At 43.5% G+C, this 18,142-nt stretch carries 17 protein-coding genes and 1 riboswitch; of the genes, 14 read left to right on the top strand and 3 right to left on the bottom strand.

What is annotated here, in order from left to right; translation table 11 throughout:
• Positions 1–87: 87 nt before the first annotated feature.
• From NQ508_RS05665 to thiW, 3 genes are all read right to left on the bottom strand, one after another.
• Positions 88–1,329 carry an IS256 family transposase gene (locus tag NQ508_RS05665; RefSeq protein WP_006426866.1) on the bottom strand — a complete coding sequence of 414 codons (1,242 nt, stop codon included), beginning with the start codon at positions 1,327–1,329 and terminating at the stop codon, positions 88–90.
• A 314-nt stretch (positions 1,330–1,643) separates the two neighbouring features.
• Positions 1,644–2,954 carry a phosphomethylpyrimidine synthase ThiC gene (gene thiC / locus NQ508_RS05670; RefSeq protein WP_022415567.1) on the bottom strand — a complete coding sequence of 437 codons (1,311 nt, stop codon included), beginning with the start codon at positions 2,952–2,954 and terminating at the stop codon, positions 1,644–1,646.
• Between the two features lie 209 nt (positions 2,955–3,163).
• Positions 3,164–3,691, bottom strand: a complete 528-nt coding sequence (gene thiW, locus NQ508_RS05675) for an energy coupling factor transporter S component ThiW (protein ID WP_022415568.1) — start codon at positions 3,689–3,691, stop codon at positions 3,164–3,166.
• Positions 3,692–3,790: 99 nt separating this feature from the next.
• Positions 3,791–3,900: riboswitch (TPP riboswitch) on the bottom strand.
• Positions 3,901–4,236: 336 nt separating this feature from the next.
• On the opposite strand from thiW, the gene NQ508_RS05680 reads away from it, so the two are divergent.
• The 14 genes from NQ508_RS05680 to NQ508_RS05745 all read left to right on the top strand — a co-directional run bounded on the left by NQ508_RS05680 (position 4,237) and on the right by NQ508_RS05745 (position 18,139).
• Complete coding sequence (locus tag NQ508_RS05680) at positions 4,237–4,869, top strand: DUF1810 domain-containing protein (RefSeq protein WP_006426861.1); 633 nt, start codon at positions 4,237–4,239, stop codon at positions 4,867–4,869.
• A 95-nt stretch (positions 4,870–4,964) separates the two neighbouring features.
• Positions 4,965–5,543: a signal peptidase I gene (gene lepB / locus NQ508_RS05685; protein WP_006426860.1), complete on the top strand. Its 579-nt coding sequence runs from the start codon at positions 4,965–4,967 to the stop codon at positions 5,541–5,543.
• 149 nt (positions 5,544–5,692) lie between these two features.
• The gene (locus NQ508_RS05690) at positions 5,693–7,039 is read left to right on the top strand and encodes an MATE family efflux transporter (RefSeq protein WP_044919647.1); all 1,347 of its coding nucleotides are present in this window, start codon (positions 5,693–5,695) and stop codon (positions 7,037–7,039) included.
• 69 nt (positions 7,040–7,108) lie between these two features.
• Positions 7,109–9,187: a molybdopterin-containing oxidoreductase family protein gene (locus tag NQ508_RS05695; RefSeq protein ID WP_006426858.1), complete on the top strand. Its 2,079-nt coding sequence runs from the start codon at positions 7,109–7,111 to the stop codon at positions 9,185–9,187.
• A complete protein-coding gene (locus NQ508_RS05700; protein WP_006426857.1) occupies positions 9,184–9,606 on the top strand; it encodes a 4Fe-4S dicluster domain-containing protein in 423 nt (140 codons plus the stop codon). The genes NQ508_RS05695 and NQ508_RS05700 overlap by 4 nt, the downstream gene beginning before the upstream one ends.
• An 89-nt stretch (positions 9,607–9,695) precedes the next feature.
• Positions 9,696–10,508 (top strand): FAD binding domain-containing protein, encoded by an 813-nt coding sequence (locus NQ508_RS05705; protein WP_006426856.1) that lies wholly within the window; start codon positions 9,696–9,698, stop codon positions 10,506–10,508.
• Positions 10,509–10,511: 3 nt separating this feature from the next.
• Entirely contained in the window at positions 10,512–10,979 is a 468-nt protein-coding gene (locus NQ508_RS05710; protein WP_006426855.1) for a (2Fe-2S)-binding protein, read from the top strand.
• On the top strand, positions 10,976–13,264 hold the full coding sequence (locus NQ508_RS05715; RefSeq protein ID WP_006426854.1) for a xanthine dehydrogenase family protein molybdopterin-binding subunit: 2,289 nt from the start codon (positions 10,976–10,978) through the stop codon (positions 13,262–13,264). Before NQ508_RS05710 ends, NQ508_RS05715 begins: the two co-directional genes overlap by 4 nt.
• Positions 13,265–13,363: 99 nt before the next feature.
• Positions 13,364–13,942, top strand: a complete 579-nt coding sequence (locus tag NQ508_RS05720; RefSeq protein WP_006426853.1) for a xanthine phosphoribosyltransferase — start codon at positions 13,364–13,366, stop codon at positions 13,940–13,942.
• A 129-nt stretch (positions 13,943–14,071) separates the two neighbouring features.
• Positions 14,072–14,767 (top strand): UMP kinase, encoded by a 696-nt coding sequence (pyrH, locus tag NQ508_RS05725; RefSeq protein ID WP_006426852.1) that lies wholly within the window; start codon positions 14,072–14,074, stop codon positions 14,765–14,767.
• A gap of 34 nt (positions 14,768–14,801) precedes the next feature.
• The gene (gene frr / locus NQ508_RS05730) at positions 14,802–15,353 is read left to right on the top strand and encodes a ribosome recycling factor (protein ID WP_006426851.1); all 552 of its coding nucleotides are present in this window, start codon (positions 14,802–14,804) and stop codon (positions 15,351–15,353) included.
• A 112-nt stretch (positions 15,354–15,465) separates the two neighbouring features.
• A complete protein-coding gene (locus NQ508_RS05735) occupies positions 15,466–16,188 on the top strand; it encodes an isoprenyl transferase (RefSeq protein WP_006426850.1) in 723 nt (240 codons plus the stop codon).
• Positions 16,181–16,987, top strand: coding sequence for a phosphatidate cytidylyltransferase (locus NQ508_RS05740; RefSeq protein WP_006426849.1), 807 nt, complete (start codon positions 16,181–16,183; stop codon positions 16,985–16,987). Before NQ508_RS05735 ends, NQ508_RS05740 begins: the two co-directional genes overlap by 8 nt.
• 9 nt (positions 16,988–16,996) lie before the next feature.
• Positions 16,997–18,139 (top strand): 1-deoxy-D-xylulose-5-phosphate reductoisomerase, encoded by a 1,143-nt coding sequence (locus tag NQ508_RS05745; protein ID WP_006426848.1) that lies wholly within the window; start codon positions 16,997–16,999, stop codon positions 18,137–18,139.
• Positions 18,140–18,142 lie beyond the last annotated feature (3 nt).

Genomic DNA, 18,142 nt, shown 5'->3' on the forward strand with positions numbered 1-18,142 from the left:
TTACTATTTAGCATGAATAAGCAGACATGTCAAGAACGCCCGCTGAAAACGGGCGTTTTTGACCCTTACTCATAGTTGCTTTTTATTCTATTCGAGATCTTCTGGTTGGATTCTGTCTCCAAAATATATGCAGAGCTGATCCAAGGTCTGTCCCCAATCCCATGTTTTTCCAGTCCATTTCTTTGTGATGTCGGTCATGGCAAGATACAGAATCTTAAAAAGCGAATCATCTGTCGGAAAGATGGTTTTTGATTTCGTCACTTTTCTTAATTGACGATTGAAATTCTCTATGGAATTCGTGGTATAAATTAGTTTCCTAATCTCTCCAGGGTATTTGAAATATGTAGAAAGTTGCGGCCAATTATTACGCCAGGACGCTATTGAAGATGGATATTTTCCACCCCAATTTTCTTCCAGCATATCTAACGCTTCTAATGCAAGCTGCTCTGTATCTGCCTTATAAACCAGTTTCAGGTCTTTCATGAAGGCTCTGATATCTTTGTAGGAAATAAACTTAGTGGAATAACGAATCTGATGTACAATACATCTTTGGATTTCCGCTAATGGGAAAACTGCATGAATTGCATCCACAAAACCAGTCAGTCCATCAACAGATACAATCATGATGTCTTCCACACCTCTATTTTTGATTTCATTCAGTACACCAAGCCAGTATTTTGCACTTTCATTACCGCCAATCCACATACCTAAAACTTCTTTTTGACCAGAAAGTCTGATACCTATAGCTACATATACAGCTTTCTTTACCGTTCTATTATCTTCTCGTACATAAAAATGAATGGCATCCATGAAAACGATGGCATATTTCTTCTCCAAAGGGCGATTCTGCCATTCTTTGGCAATTGGAAGAATGCGATCTGTCATGTGAGAAATCATCTCTGCAGATGCATCCACCCCATAGACATTAGAAAGGTGTGTTGATATGTCTCTGGTAGTCATTCCCTTTGCATACATGGACAGAACTTGATCTTCAATGTTAGAAATATCTGTTTGATGTTTTTTTACAATCTGTGGTTCAAATTCACCTCTGCGATCACGGGGAATATCAAGATCAATATCGCCCATCGAAGATGTAACCGTTTTATGGCTGTAACCGTTCCGGCTATCATCTGTCTCCTTATTTTGATAATCATACTTCGAATAGCCAAGTTTCTGATCCATTTCTGCTTCTAGCATTCCTTGCAGGGTATCTCCCAAAAGATCCTTCAACATTTCTTGAACATCTTGAGCATCGGTTGGTTGATAGTGTTCCAATAAGCCGTTAATAAACTCTCTTCTTTCTGGTGTCATTTTTCTTCTTCTTGCCATAAAAATATCCTCCTGAATTAATATTTATTTTAACATCAATCCAAGAGGATACATATCACGTATTTAGTTTACACAGAATTATTTACACACTCGCTAAAAACGGGCTTCCGAAATTTGCAACTCTCCATTCGGCTCAAACAGGCAAATTTCGAAAACCCAACGCATAATTTTGACGCTTAACTATTTTCAACACCTTCTTCACATTTATTAACATTCACAGCCAGTCACGACTTGAAGGAAACAATAGATAAGGATTATTGTTTCCTTCAAGGACTGAGAGGCCGCTTCCCCGTTAATAAATTAAATCCCAAGAATTACAGAATATCAATATATTCTCCGGCCAAAGCTTTATTCATACTTCTGACTGCACAGAATTTTCCGCACATACTGCAGGTATCACTATGATCATCTTCCGGGCTTCGGCTGTCACGGATGGCTTTGGCTGTTTCAGGGTCTAATGCACAGGCATACTGTGCGTCCCAGTCAAGTTTCTGACGTGCTTCAGCCATTTTATCATCAATATCACGTGCTCCGGGAACACCTTTGGCGATGTCGGCAGCATGGGCAGCAATCTTGGAAGCAATGATCCCCTGTTTTACGTCATCTACATTAGGAAGCGCCAGATGTTCTGCAGGTGTTACATAACATAAGAATGCAGCACCATTCATAGCAGCAACTGCACCACCGATAGCGGATGTGATGTGATCGTAACCTGGAGCAATATCCGTAACAAGAGGGCCAAGTACATAGAACGGAGCACCCATGCAGATACTCTGCTGTACTTTCATGTTGGCAGCAACCTGATCAAGCGGTACATGTCCCGGTCCTTCTACCATTACCTGTACATTGTGGTCCCATGCACGTTTTGTAAGTTCTCCAAGACGCACCAGTTCTTCAATCTGGCATACATCGGTAGCATCGGCCAGACATCCGGGGCGGCATGCATCACCAAGGGAGATAGTAACATCATATTCTTCGCAGATATCGAGAATCTCATCATAGTGTTCGTAGAAAGGATTTTCTTCTCCGGTCATACACATCCATGCAAATACAAGACTTCCGCCACGGCTTACAATATTCATTTTACGTTTGTGTTTTTTTATCTGTTCAATCGTTTTACGTGTAATTCCGCAGTGAAGTGTGACAAAGTCCACGCCATCTTCTGCGTGAAGACGGACAACGTCGATGAAGTCCTGCGCAGTCAGAGTTGCAAGATCTCTCTGATAGTGGATGACACTGTCGTATACAGGAACAGTACCGATCATAGCAGGACATTCATGTGTCAGTTTCTGGCGGAATGGCTGTGTGTTACCGTGGCTCGATAAATCCATGATGGCTTCAGCACCAAGATTTACAGCGCTCATAACTTTTTCCATTTCAATATTGTAATCCTTACAGTCGCGGGATACACCAAGGTTTACATTGATCTTGGTACGGAGCATGCTTCCGACACCCTCCGGATCAAGGCTGGTGTGATTCTTGTTGGCACAGATTGCAACCTTACCTTCTGCAACAAGTTTCATAAGTGCTTCTGTTGTCATGTTTTCTTTTTTTGCTACAATCTCAATTTCAGGAGTGACAATTCCTTTTCTTGCAGCATCCATCTGTGTTGTGTAATTTCTCATGTGTTTGCCTCCGTTAAAAAAATTAAATATAAGGTTATAATGCGTCAGCAAAAACACACAGATTTCGATGCAGGGAAACATTTCTCTACACAGATCTGAGGTTCATAAAAGAACTATGAAATTACTGACGCCTATATCAGATGGGAAAATCTGATACTTGTGTATGCGGTACAAGGTGGTGTCCCCAATGTACCGTTTCTAAACAACTCTTAACGAGTCGTTTTTATCATAGCCATTACGCCGCTTTTATTCAGCGCTGTAATCAGCAGAAATGCAAGAATGCTTCCTGCAATAGTAGAAATCAGAAATGGAACTACATAGACGAAGATCCCGGCAGGAGTGATTCCCATAATATATACTGCAACAGGATAAGCAGCCAGGCCGCCAAGAATTCCTGTGCCGAGTGCCTCTGCAAGACAAGTCAGGCTGAGCTTGTGGCAAATGGAGTATACAAGTCCACAGCAAAGTGCTCCAACCATACTTCCGGGAAAAGCCATCATGCTGCCAAGACCAAGCAGATTTCGTAACAGGCTGGCACAAAATGCAATTCCTACACTGTACCAGGGCCCTAACGTGACTGCTGCCAGGATATTAATAATATGCTGTACAGGTGCACATTTACTGCCTGCAACCGGAAAGCTTAAGAAACTTCCGACGATGGCAAGAGCCGTAAATACACCGGCAAGAGCCAGTCGTCTTGTCCGTGAAGAGTCTGATGATAAAGTTGTGTGTGTCATAAATAAACATTCCTTTCATAAAAAAATACCCTTCATTCATAAAGCGGATGGAGGGTACAAAAAGTAAAAAAGAAGAGATGCGGGGGCATCTCTGTCAAATCAATACATGGTATGAATCCCTCCGTTGGCATTATCCAAATCAGGTAAAGGGTCGAAACGGAATTACGCTTCCTCTCAGCCGGTTTTCTCCAGCTCCCCCCTGTTTATAAAAAACTTTGTTCAATCGTTATTATAGTCTGGCATATCGGAAAATGCAAGAAAATTTTTCTGCCGGTAAGAAGAAGGGGGGATTTCATATGCTGTTTAAAAAGTCTGGAAAAATATAAGGAATCTTCACATCCTACAGATTAAGTAATAAAAGCGGAAGCTGGTGTAAAAAATAGTTTCTGCTTTTTGTGTTCCGGTTATTCTATAGATGTCGGATGATTTGATGTATACATGACATAGAAAGATATGCTAAAATAGAAAAAGATGTTGTTATAAAAACTGTACTGGAAAAGAAGCAGCGTACAGACAGATGTATAGACTGGAGGTTCAAAAAAAGAATGAGAGAGAATAATCTAGAGAGGTTTATCAAAGCGCAGGAGTCAGAATTTAAGACAGCTCTTGCAGAGATTAAGAGTGGACATAAGAGAAGTTGCTGGATGTGGTACATTTTTCCGCAGATTCAGGGGCTGGGGAGTAGCGGTACTGCAATGTACTACGCTATTGAAGACTATGAAGAAGCTAAAGCATATATAGAAAACGCAGTGATAAATGCACATTTAAGAGAGAGTTCAGAGGCACTTTTGCAACTGGAATCAGATGATGCAACCAGAGTCATGGGATGGCCTGATGATCTGAAACTGCGTTCGTCAATGACGTTGTTTGCGCTGGCGGCAAAAGAGAATGAAGTCTTTCGGAGAGTACTGGATAAGTTCTTTGATGGAAAATTAGATGCGCAGACAGTAGATATCCTGGATATGAGATATCTGGTGATGAGAATTGATGAACCGGATTTTGGATGTGAAGGAAGACCGGACGGGGTAGAACCAATGGCTAAAGTAACCCTTCTGAAGCTGAAAAGTGAAGAAGAGATTCAGTTAGAGATTCCGGATGCGGAACTTTATCAGAAAGAGATTAATGAGGGCAATGAAGTGGCATTCAGTCCGGATGGGGTTATATTAAAACTTTCATAAACTATATGAAGCTATATGTGTGAAGCGTGGGGAGAACGTAAAAATGTGTGAAAAAGATCGCGTATGTGCTACATGAAAGGGGAGAGTGTAAAAATATGAAAAATAAAAAGGAAAAGAAGCAGGAAGAGGAAGAGCTGACCGGTATGGCGGCTGTATGGGATTATCTGAAAACATTTCTGATCATATTCTGTGTTGTATTTGCGATGAACAAACTGGTGTATATCAATGCCGTGATTCCGTCGGAATCCATGCAGGATACGATCATGAAAGGAGACCGGGTGCTGGGAAACCGTCTGGCATATATCAAAGATGATCCAGAGAGATATGACATTGTAATCTTCAAATATCCAGATGATCCGTCCAAGATTTTTATCAAGCGCGTGATCGGACTGCCAGGAGAGACGGTTACCGTGAAAGACGGGAAGATTTACATTGATGGAAAAGAGCAGACACAGGCGGTAAGCTTCTGCCCGGAAGAGATGGCAGGAAGCTTCGGACCTTATGAAGTTCCGGAAGATAGTTATTTTGTAATGGGGGATAACCGGAACAATAGTCTGGATTCCAGATACTGGGATAACACGTATGTAAAGAAAGAGGCAATTCTGGCCAAAGCAGGATTCCGGTACTGGCCGCTTAATAAAGTTGGATTTGTAAATAAATCTGCAGAAAAATAGTTGCAATTGTTTTCTGTGTTTTATATAATGAATAAAGTTTTGCGAGAAAAGGCTCTGAAGCGATATCAGGGTCTTTTCTTAACGTAAACACATAGAATGAAGATGAAAGATAGCGATATACACAGATGACGGAAAAGGAGGAAAACAGGATGGAAAAAGATATGACGGCCGGCACTCCCGGAAAGATCATTTTCAATTTTACAATGCCGATCTTTATCGGTAATATTTTTCAGCAGTTTTATAATATGGCAGATACGGTGATCGTCGGGAAATTTGTCGGTAATGCGGCACTGGCGGCGGTAGGAGCATGTGGAACACTGGTATTTCTGATCATTGGCTTCCTGCAGGGAGTTACGGCGGGATTTACGGTTGTTACAGCACAGCACTTCGGAGCCGGAAACATGAAGGTGATGAAGAAGTCTGTGGCATCCGGTGCGGTACTTACAGGAATCGTAACCGTTATTCTTACATTGCTGAGCATGATCAGTATGGCGAAGGTGCTGCATCTGATGAATACACCGTCAGACATGTATGGAGAAGCTTACGGATATATTATGGTCATTTGCGGCGGGATTGTGGCACAGGCACTTTACAATTATCTTGCAAGTGTATTAAGGGCACTGGGCGATAGTAAGCGTCCGCTTTATTTTCTTGTGATTGCAGCACTTTTGAATATTGTGCTGGATCTGGTGTTTATCATTGTCTTTAGAATGGGAGCGGCAGGGGCAGCCTATGCGACAGTGATCGCACAGGGAATTTCGGGAATCCTGTGTCTGCTATATATTGCAAAGAAGGTTCCCGCACTGTATCTTCATAGAGAAGACTGGGAAATAGATAAGAATCTGGCCGGATGGCAGCTGAAGATCGGACTTCCGATGGCATTCCAATATTCCATCACGGCGATAGGAACGATTGTTGTACAGTCTTGCCTGAATATCCTCGGTTCTACAGCTGCAGCCGGATTTGCGGCAGCAAGCAAGATCGAGCAGGTGTTTACGCAGGCCTACGTTGCGCTTGGTACAACGATGGCGACTTACTGTGCACAGAATATGGGGGCAGGGAAATATACGAGAATCCGTAAAGGATTTAAGAGTGCAACATTGATTGGATTTATTTATGCGGTTGTGACAGGTGTGATTATTTTCTTTGTCGGAAAATATATGACGATATTCTTTGTATCAGAGAATGTAAATCAGATCATGGAATATGTGGATATTTATTTGAGGTGTGTAAGCGTGTCATTCCTGCCTCTTGTTATTGTTAATTTGTATAGAAACGGAATTCAGGGAATGGGATATGGACTGCTTCCGATGACAGCGGGGATTGCAGAACTTGTCGGACGGAGCGGTGCATCGCTGATTGCATCACATTTTGGCAGCTATATGGGAATCTGTCTGGCATCTCCGGCGGCATGGGTGCTGGCGGGAACACTTCTTCTTATTATGTACTTTGAGATCATGAAAGGAAAGAAAGACAGAAATTTGAAAAATAGATAGAAAACTGAAAAGCAACTTGTTATAATAAAATGTACGAATGAACATAGAAACATTGATGGGTGAAACAGCATGAATCAAAGAGTAATAAAAAAAGTCCGCTGTAATATCTGTTCAGCGGGATGTCCGATCGATGCTTATGTAGAAGAAGGAACGCTTGTGTCGGTAGAAGGCAGCCGGGATCTTCCGGGGCAGAGTGGAGGATTATGTTCTAAAGGAGCTGCTTCCAGGCAGTATGTTTATAACAAAGACAGGATTCTGTATCCGATGAAACGGATCGGAAAAAAAGGAAGCGGGGAATTTGAACGCATATCCTGGGATGAAGCGTATCGGATGATTGCAGAGAATCTTCTCAGGATCAAAAAAGAATATGGTCCGCAGGCGGCAGCATTTTATGCGGGATATCCGAAATGGTACAGACCGGCACTTCTGCGGCTTGCCAATGCTTACGGGTCTCCGAATTACTGTACGGAATCCAGTACCTGTTTTCAGTCGGCGGCAATGGCATGGAAATCTATTTATGGAAATGACATCTGCTTTCCGGATCTGATGCATGCACAGACGGTTCTCGTATGGAGTAACAATCTGTATCATTCCAATGTGGGAATGGCAAGACCTTATCAGTCGTTAAAAGCACGTGGGGCGAAGATCATAGCCGTAGATCCAAGAGAGACCGTAACGACACAGGCAGCGGATATCCACTTGAAACTTCTGCCGGGAACGGACGGAGCACTTGCGCTGTCTATGGCACAGGTGATCATAGAAGAAGGGCTGTATGATAAAGAATTTGTAGAAAAATATGTATATGGTTTTGAAGAATACAAAGCGTATGTGAATCAATTTCCACCGGAAAAAGCAGAGAAGATCACCGGTGTAGATAAGAAACTGATCCGTGAAGCTGCCAGAATGTATGCATCTAACGGGCCTGCCGGGGTGATGTTTTCAGCGTCTCCAGTTGTACATAATATTAATGGAATGCAGAATTACCGGGCAGTGATGTGTCTGATCGCACTTACCGGCAACTATGATATTCCAGGTGGCAATCCGTCAAGACCGGGTCCGGTGTCTCCTTGCAATGAATATGGAAAAGTAAAACGGCTGGATACGATAGAAGCCATCGGTGAGAAAGATTTTCCGGCATGGTTTGATCTACCGTGTGAGGAAGCGCAGTGTACAAGAATTGCAGATTATATTCTGAAGGAAGAACCATATCCGTTGAAAGCTGTGGTGGGATTCGGCCTGAACCACAGAATGTGGCCGGAGCCGGAGCATTTTCAGAAAGCATTAAAAGCGCTGGACTTTTATGTGAATGTAGATCTGTTTTTCTCAGATTCAAGCAAGATGGCAGACCTGGTTCTTCCGGCAGCGTCTTCCTTTGAACGAGATGTTGTGCTGAATGGACGGGGAGGAATGTTCTTCCTGTCAGAAAAAGCAATCGAACCGGTCGGAGAGGCGAAGAATGATATTGAGATCATGATCGGCATGCTTCGTGCCATGCAGTTACATGATGAAGCATTGGAACATGGCTATGAGAAATATATGGAATATATTCTGGAGCCATCCGGTGTCACACTGGAGGAATTGCGGGCGCATCCGGAAGGGGTAAAAGGACGTGTGATCACTCCGCCTGCATTTAAGAGATATGAAAAAGAAGGCTTTCATACACCATCCGGTAAGGTGGAATTTGTATCACAGATACTCGAACGTTACAAAGACAGCCACGGATATTCCGGACTTCCGGAATACAGAGATTTCCGTGAGGTGTCAGGCATGGACAGGGAAGCATATCCACTGATTCTGAATACCGGTTCCAGAAAACCACAGCTTTTCCATGCAAGAACATACCGGGTACCGTGGCTTGCAGGACTTGAAGAGGCAACACTGGTAGAAATCCATCCGAAAGATGCGAAAAAGTATGGTATTGCAGATGGTGACATGGTGAGGGTATCTTCCCCGGTGGGAAGTATCTGCGGAATTGCGGCGGTTTACCTGAACAGCCAGCCGGGAATTGTACACGTCTATCATGGCAATGCAAAGGGTGAGGCAAATGATCTGATAGACAGAAATTATCTGGATCCAATTTCAGGATTCCCGGGATATAAAAGTTATTTCTGTAAAATCGAGAAAGAAAAAGGCGAGGTGAAGGCATGAGTTACCGATTAAAATTTGATCCGGATAAATGTGTCGGCTGTTATGCCTGTCATATAGCCTGTCTGGATGCACACCATGATGTGGAAGATGTAGATGCAAAGAGCCATCGGACGGTCAAAAAGGTAGTGAAAAATCAGTTTGAAAAGAATATCTGTCCGGGCTGTGCTCACTGCGGTATCTGTATCAAAGCCTGTCCGGTGCAGGCAATTTACAAAGATCCGAAGACTGGATTTGTACTGACAGACAAAGAAAAATGTATTGGATGTCATGCCTGCGAAAAGGTCTGCCCGAAAGACGTGATCCATTTTGACAAGGATGGAAAAATGGAAAAGTGTGACGGGTGTATTGAAAGAATCAGGGAAGGGCGGGAACCTGCCTGCGTCAGAGTCTGTTTTCCCGGTGCGATTACACTGGAATAAAGACGAATAGATAAAAAGGTGAGACTGATAAAAGTAAGAATAGATGAAACTGGATAAAGCTAAGTAAAGAGAGATAAGGATAAAGGCGTATGTTAAAAATCAAGGAATATGTGAAGGCAGAAAGTCTGGAACAGGCATATGAACTGAACCAGAAGAGGACGAACTGCATTCTGGGCGGTATGTTGTGGCTTAAGATGTCGAACCGGAATGTACAGAAAGCGATTGATCTGTCCGGACTCGGTCTGAATCAGATCGAAGAGACAGAAGAAGAATTCCGGATCGGATGTATGACGACACTCCGTGAACTGGAATGTCATGAAAGATTGAACCAATGGTGTGAAGGCGCAGTAAAAGATGCGGTCAGTGATATTGTCGGCGTACAGTTCCGGAACCTTGCAACGATTGGTGGAAGTATATTCGGACGCTATGGATTTTCGGATGTACTGACGGTGTTTCTTGCAATGGACAGTTACGTAGAACTGTATAAAGGAGGGATTGTTCCATTACAGGAATTTGCGCAGATGAAAAGAGACAATGACATTTTAGTCAGAGTCATTGTAAAAAAGGATCAGAGAAATATGATCTATCTGGCACATAGAAATTCCAAGACAGATTTTCCGGTATTGACATGTGCGGTTTCAGTAAATGCTGAAAATGGATGCGTATGTATCGGTGCAAGACCGCAGAAGGCGGTCCGACTGGAACTGACAGAAGCAGTCAGAGAAAAAGTATGGAGTGGTGTCTGTACTGAAGAAGAGATGAAGAAAGAGGCAGAATGCATTGCTTCACAGGTAAAGACGGACAGTAATATGCGCGCCGGCAAAGAATACAGAAACCGTCTGGCATATGTTCTGATCCGCAGGACATTGGAAGCACTGAATACAAAAGGAGGAGATCAGTAGGATATGAAAGTAAAGATTCTTTTAAATGGGACAATGAGAGAAGCGGAAATATCCAGCGATCAGCTTCTGATCGATTTTGTCAGAGATCATGGATGCTATAGTGTAAAACGTGGATGTGAGACGTCGAACTGCGGTCTGTGTACAGTGTTTGTAGATGATAAACCAGTATTATCCTGTTCGATGCTGACAGCCAGAGTCGACGGATGCAAGGTAGATACGTTAGAAGGACTTCAGGAAGAAGCAAAAGAATTCGGTGCATTTGTTGCAGATCAGGGTGCAGAACAGTGCGGTTTCTGCAATCCGGGAATGATCATGAATGCAATTGCCATGTTCCGCGAGAATCCGGAGCCGACAAGAGAAGAGATCAAGGCATATCTTGCGGGAAATCTTTGCAGATGTTCCGGATATGAAGGACAGCTTCGTGCAATGGAAGCATTTATCGAATATAGAAAGAAAGGAGAAAGATCATGAAAGCAGTCGGACAACCGATAAGAAAAAAAGACGCAATGGCACTGGTGACAGGAAAACCGGTATTCATGGATGATCTTGCTCCAAAGGACTGCCTGATCGTAAAGGTACTCCGAAGCCCGCATGCCAATGCGATCGTAAAATCAGTAAAGACAGATGTGGCAAAAAGAGTGCCGGGGATCGAAGATATCTACACGTGGGAAGATGTACCACATGAAAGATTCACCACAGCGGGACAGACATATCCCGAACTCAGTCCGTATGACCGTCTGATCCTTGACCAGCATGTCAGATATGTGGGAGATCCTGTGGCAATCGTGGCAGGAGAGAATGAAGCGTGCGTGGATAAGGCACTTAAGATGTTGAAAGTAGAGTATGAAGTACTTCCGGCAGTACTGGATTTCCATACGGCAAAAGATAACGAAGTACTGGTACATCCGGAAGACAACTGGAAGGCACTTTGCCAGGTCGGCGCAGATAATAAGCGGAACTTATGTGCATGTGACAGCACTGAAGACGGGAATGTAGAGGCAGTGCTGGCTGACTGTGATGAAGTTGTGGAAGGCACCTATCATGTAAGAGCAGCGCAGCAGGCCATGATGGAGACATTCCGTACGACATGCTTTATGGATGCTTATGGAAGACTGAATATCTTAAGCTCTACACAGATTGTATATCATGTAAGACGTATCATTTCCAATGCACTTGGAATTCCGAAATCCAGGATCCGTGTCAGCAAACCGAGAATCGGAGGCGGATTTGGTGCAAAGCAGTCGGTCGTGGCGGAATTATTCCCGGCATTTGTCACATGGAAGACGGGAAAAGCTTCGAAGATGATCTTTACAAGAGAGGAATCGCAGATCGCATCGTCTCCGAGACATGAGATGGAAGTACATGTCCGTCTGGGTGCATCGAAGGAAGGAAAGATCCGTGCGATCGATGTATATACACTGTCGAATACAGGCGCTTACGGAGATCACGGACCGACGACTGTTGGATTGTCCGGTCATAAATCGATCCCGTTGTATAGTTCGGCAGAAGCACACCGTTTTACATACGATGTTGTGTATACCAATCATATGGCTGCCGGAGCATACAGAGGATATGGCGCGACACAGGGAATCTTTGCAGTGGAATCTGCAGTAAATGAAATGGCAGAACGATTACATATCGATCCGGTAGAATTCCGTCTAAAAAATATGGTAAGAGAAGGCGATGTGATGCCTGCATATTACGGTGAGACGGCACAGAGCTGTGCACTTGACCGCTGCCTGGAGCGGACTGCGGAACTAATCGGCTGGAAGGACAAGTATCCGTGTAAAGACATGGGAAATGGTAAAGTTCGAAGCGTCGGTATTGCAATGGCAATGCAGGGATCCGGAATCTCGGGCGTAGACGTCGGCTCCGCGACAATCAAGATGAATGATGACGGATTCTATACACTGATGATCGCGGCAGCAGATATGGGAACCGGATGCGATACGATCCTGGCACAGATGGCAGCAGAGTGTCTGGACTGTCCGATGGAAAGAATTGAAGTACTCGGTGCCGATACAGATGCGTCGCCATATGATTCCGGATCTTATGCGTCAAGTACTACGTATATAACAGGTAAGGCAGTAGAAAAAGCATGCCAGAAGCTGATTGCCAGAATCCTTGAGATTGCATCAGGAATGCTGGAGGCACCTGTGGAAGAACTGGTATTTGCAAGCGATCATGTAGAATGGCCGAAAGAACAGAAGAGTGTATCATTGGAAGATATCGGTACGAAATCCATGTGCGGTAATGGCTGTGCGCTTGAGGTGACAGAAAGTAATACGTCTCCGACATCACCGCCGCCATTCATGGCAGGGGCAGTAGAGATCGAACTCGACAAAGAGACCGGTCATGTGGAAATCCTGGATTATAAGGCTGTCGTAGACTGTGGAACCGTTGTCAACCCGAATCTTGCAAGAGTGCAGGCAGAAGGCGGGATTGTACAGGGGATCGGAATGACGCTTTATGAGAATATCCAGTATAATGAAAAGGGAAGAATGCTGAATAACTCATTCATGCAGTATAAAGTACCATCCAGAAGAGATATGGGAAATCTGCAGGTCGAATTTGAAAGCAGTTATGAACCGACCGGTCCATTCGGTGCCAAATCCATCGGAGAGATCGTAATTAACACTCCGGCACCGGCGCTTGCACAGGCGATTGCGAATGCAACCGGCATCTGGTTCAAAGATCTTCCAATCACCAGCGAACAGATTGCAATGGGCGTTCTGGAGAAAGAACTGGAAAAATAAAATATATTAGAAAAATATATAGTGAAACTACTTGCAATCAGACGCAAAAGTTATTACAATATTGGGTAACGTTTAGAAAAATATGTGGAGGCCGCTAAGATGCAGTTATTAAAAGACAGAATCCGCAAGGATGGCAAGATAAAAGAAGGGAATGTCTTAAAAGTGGACAGCTTTCTGAATCATCAGATGGATGTAAAGTTATTTCAGGAGATTGGAAAAGAATTTAAGAGAAGATTTGCAGATGAAGAGATCACAAAGATTCTTACCATAGAAGCTTCCGGTATCGGCATCGCATGTGTTGCAGCAGAAGTATTTGATGTTCCTGTTGTATTTGCTAAGAAGACACAGACCAAGAATATTGCCGGAGATGTGTACACTACAAAAGTAGAATCATTTACACACGGAAGAGTGTATGACATTATTGTTTCTAAAGAATTCCTCGGAAAAGGTGACAAGGTACTTCTGATCGATGATTTCCTTGCGAATGGAAAAGCTCTGGAAGGACTTGCAGAACTGGTTACAAAGTCAGGAGCCGAGCTTGTCGGAGCCGGAGTTGTGATCGAGAAGGGATTCCAGGTCGGAGGAGATATCATCCGTTCCAAAGGTATTCATCTGGAGTCATTGGCGATCGTAGAAAGCATGGATGAAAAGACAGGAGAAGTGGTTTTCCGCGATTAATAGATAAAAATTCAAAGGATTTTTAAGGGAATGTGAGGCTTTCATATTCCCTTTTTTTTATTCCTATGCTATACTTTATGATAAGTATGTGAATGCATAAAGAGAACTGATGGTAAGGAGTAAGAACTTATGAAAAGAGTATTGTTAAAACTCAGCGGGGAGGCTCTCGCAGGCGATAAAAAGACAGGATTTGACGAAGCTACCTGTATGGGTGTAGCCAAGCAGGTAAAGCAGCTTGTAGATGATGGGGTACAGGTTGCAATCGTAACAGGTGGAGGTAACTTCTGGAGAGGAAGAACCAGTGAGACGATCGACCGTGTGAAGGCTGACCAGATCGGAATGCTTGCAACAGTTATGAACTGTATCTATGTATCTGATATTTTCCGTTATGCAGGCATGAAGACAGAAGTATTTACACCGTTCGTATGCGGTGCATTTACCACACTGTTTTCCAAGGATGCAGCAGTAGAAGCATTGAATGAAGGAAAAGTTGTATTCTTTGCAGGCGGAACAGGACATCCATATTTTTCAACAGATACAGGTGCAGTTTTAAGAGCCATTGAGATCGAAGCAGATGCAATGTTACTGGCAAAAGCAATTGACGGTATCTATGACAGTGATCCGAAGGTAAATCCGGAAGCGAAGAAGTACGATGAGATATCTATTCAGGAGATTATCGATAAGAAGCTGATGGCAGTAGATCTTACCGCTTCTATCATGTGTCTGGAGAATAAGATGCCGATGCTGGTATTCGGATTAAATGAGGAGAACAGCATTGTTGAGACAATGAAGGGTACATTTACAGGAACAAAAGTAACTGTATAAAAATGCAGATAAGCAGATAAAAGGAGATAACACTATGAATGAAAGATTAAAACCATTTGAAGAAAAAATGAAGAAAACAATCGGAAATCTGGACGGAGAACTTTCTGCAATCCGTGCAGGCCGTGCAAATCCGAACGTTCTGAATAAGATCATGGTAGACTATTATGGAACACCGACACCAATCCAGCAGGTAGCAAACGTATCCGTACCGGAAGCACGTATGATTCAGATCCAGCCATGGGAAAAGAAAATGGTAAGAGAGATTGAAAAAGCAATCATGACTTCAGATCTGGGGATTAATCCGACGAATGACGGAACAACTGTACGTCTTCTTTTCCCTGAATTAACAGAAGATCGAAGAAAAGAACTGGTAAAGGATGTTAAGAAAAAGGGCGAAGCAGCCAAAGTTGCGATTCGTAATATCCGTCGTGATGGAATCGATTCTGTTAAGAAACTGAAAGGTTCCGATGTGTCAGAAGATGAAATGAAAGATATGGAAGATGATCTTCAGAAACTGACAGACAAATATGTAAAAGAAGTTGATAAAGCTGTAGAAGCAAAATCAAAAGAGGTTATGACAGTATAAGACCTGTAAGAGATAAAAGCAGTATACAACAGGAGGGGGATAAGGTCCAGATGCTCTGGAAACTGTCCCCTCTGTTCTTGTATACCTATTGTTATTAGGAGGAAATAATCATATGAATGTGCCACAACATGTTGCGATCATATTGGATGGAAACGGACGCTGGGCAAAAGCAAAAGGAATGCCGCGCAATTACGGTCATGCACAGGGCAGTAAGAATGTAGAGCGTATCTGCGAAGAAGCGTGGAGAATGGGCATTAAATATCTGACGGTCTACGCATTTTCCACAGAGAACTGGAATCGTCCGGACGATGAAGTCAATGCTCTGATGAAGCTGCTTCGTAATTACATGAAGACCTGTCTGAAAACGGCTGCAAAGAATGATATGAAAGTCCGCGTGATCGGGGATATCACAAGACTGGATGAAGACATTCAGAAGAGAATTCTGGAACTGGAAGAAGCAACAAAGAATAATGGCGGTCTGAATTTCCAGATCGCGATTAATTATGGAAGCCGTGATGAGATGATCCGTGCGATCCGTAAGATTGCAAAAGACTGCGTGGATGGAAAAGTGGATCCGGCTGAGATCAAAGAAGAAACATTTGAGCAATATCTGGATACAAAAGGAATCCCGGATCCGGATTTGATGATCCGTACCAGCGGGGAGCTTAGGCTTTCCAATTATCTGTTATGGCAGCTTGCCTATACAGAATTTTATTTTACAGATGTTCCGTGGCCGGATTTCAGTAAAGAAGAGCTGGAAAAGGCGATTGAAACATACAATCACCGTGACAGACGTTATGGTGGTGTGAAGGAGGAAGAAGAACAGAATGTTTAAGACGAGATTATTAAGTGGGATTGTTCTGGTTATCATCTTAATTGCAACGGTTGGAACCGGCGGTGGTTTACTGTTTGGATTTCTGGCACTGATCAGTCTGATCGGACTGTCAGAGCTTTATAAAGTTGTGGATGTGCAGAACAAGATATTAGGACTTACCGGTTATCTGGGAGCTGTTGTATATTATGGAATTTTATATACCGGACAGATGCAGTATATGACACTTCTTACGATTGCATTTCTGGTAGTACTGATGGCGGTGTATGTGTTTTCATTCCCGACATTTAAGGCAGAGCAGGTAATGACGGTGTTCTTTGGCGTATTCTATGTTGCAGTGATGTTGTCTTATGTGTACCAGACCAGAATGCTGGAAGACGGAGCCGTTGCAGTATGGCTGATCTTTTTAAGCTCCTGGGGGTGTGATACCTGTGCGTACTGTGCAGGCATGCTTCTTGGAAAACACAAGATGGCACCGAAGTTAAGCCCAAAGAAATCCGTAGAAGGCGGAATCGGCGGAATTGTCGGAGCTGCATTACTGGGTGCAATCTTTGCAGTTGCAGCAAATAAGATTACAGGAGCTGGTGTGAATCCGGCACAGTATGCGGTTATTTGCGGAGTTGGCGGTATGATCTCGCAGATCGGAGATCTGGCAGCTTCAGCGATCAAACGTAATCATGATATCAAAGATTACGGGAAACTGATCCCGGGACATGGCGGAATCCTTGACAGATTTGACAGTGTTATCTTTACAGCACCGATCATTTATTATCTTGCAACATTCCTTGCAGGAAGATTGTAGGAGGTAAGTATGAAAAAGATAGCAATTTTAGGTTCTACAGGTTCCATTGGAACACAGACCCTGGAAGTGGTAAGAGAGAATGGAGATATCGAAGTACTCGGACTGGCTGCAGGCAGCAATATCAAGATGCTGGAAGAACAGATCAGGGAATTCCACCCACAGATCGTGGCTGTATGGTCGGAAGAAAAAGCAGACGAATTACGTGTTAATGTAGCAGATACAGATACAAAGATTGTTGCAGGCATGGATGGACTTCTGGAAGTTGCAACGATGAAGGGAACAGAGATCCTTGTAACGGCTGTTGTCGGTATGATCGGTATCCGTCCGACAATTGAGGCAATCAAAGCAGGAAAAGACATTGCACTTGCCAATAAAGAGACGCTGGTAACGGCAGGACATATCATTATGCCGCTGGCAAAAAAGATGGGAGTATCCATTCTTCCGGTGGACAGCGAGCACAGTGCAATCTTCCAGTCTTTACAGGGAAATGATCACGGAGCACTTCATAAGATCCTTCTGACAGCATCCGGCGGACCGTTCCGTGGAAAGAAATCGGAAGAACTGATGGAGATCAAGGTGGAAGATGCATTGAAGCATCCTAACTGGTCAATGGGACGTAAGATCACGATCGATTCATCTACAATGGTAAACAAAGGTCTTGAAGTTATTGAAGCCAAGTGGTTATTTAATGTAGATGTGGATCAGGTACAGGTTGTGGTACAGCCGCAGAGTATCATTCATTCGATGGTAGAATATGTAGACGGCGCAATTATTGCAGAACTTGGAACACCGGATATGAAGCTCCCAATCCAGTATGCACTGTATTATCCGGAAAGAAGATTCCTTCCGGGGGACAGAGTAGATTTCTGGACACTGGGCAAACTGGAATTTGAGAAGCCGGATACAGACACATTCTACGGACTGGAACTTGCATATGAAGCAGGAAGAAAAGGCGGAAGTCTTCCGACTGTATTCAATGCGGCAAATGAACTTGCAGTCAGCCAGTTCCTCAACAGAGAGATCAAGTATCTGGAAATCACGGAGATCATTGAGGACTGTATGAAAGCGCATAAGAATATTAAAAATCCAACGCTGGAACAGATTCTGGAGACAGAAGCAGCGACCTATGAGAGAATCAACAGCAGGAGGTAACAG

The sequence above is a fragment of the Dorea longicatena genome (genome assembly GCF_025150085.1).
GTDB classification, from domain to species: domain Bacteria; phylum Bacillota; class Clostridia; order Lachnospirales; family Lachnospiraceae; genus Dorea_A; species Dorea_A longicatena.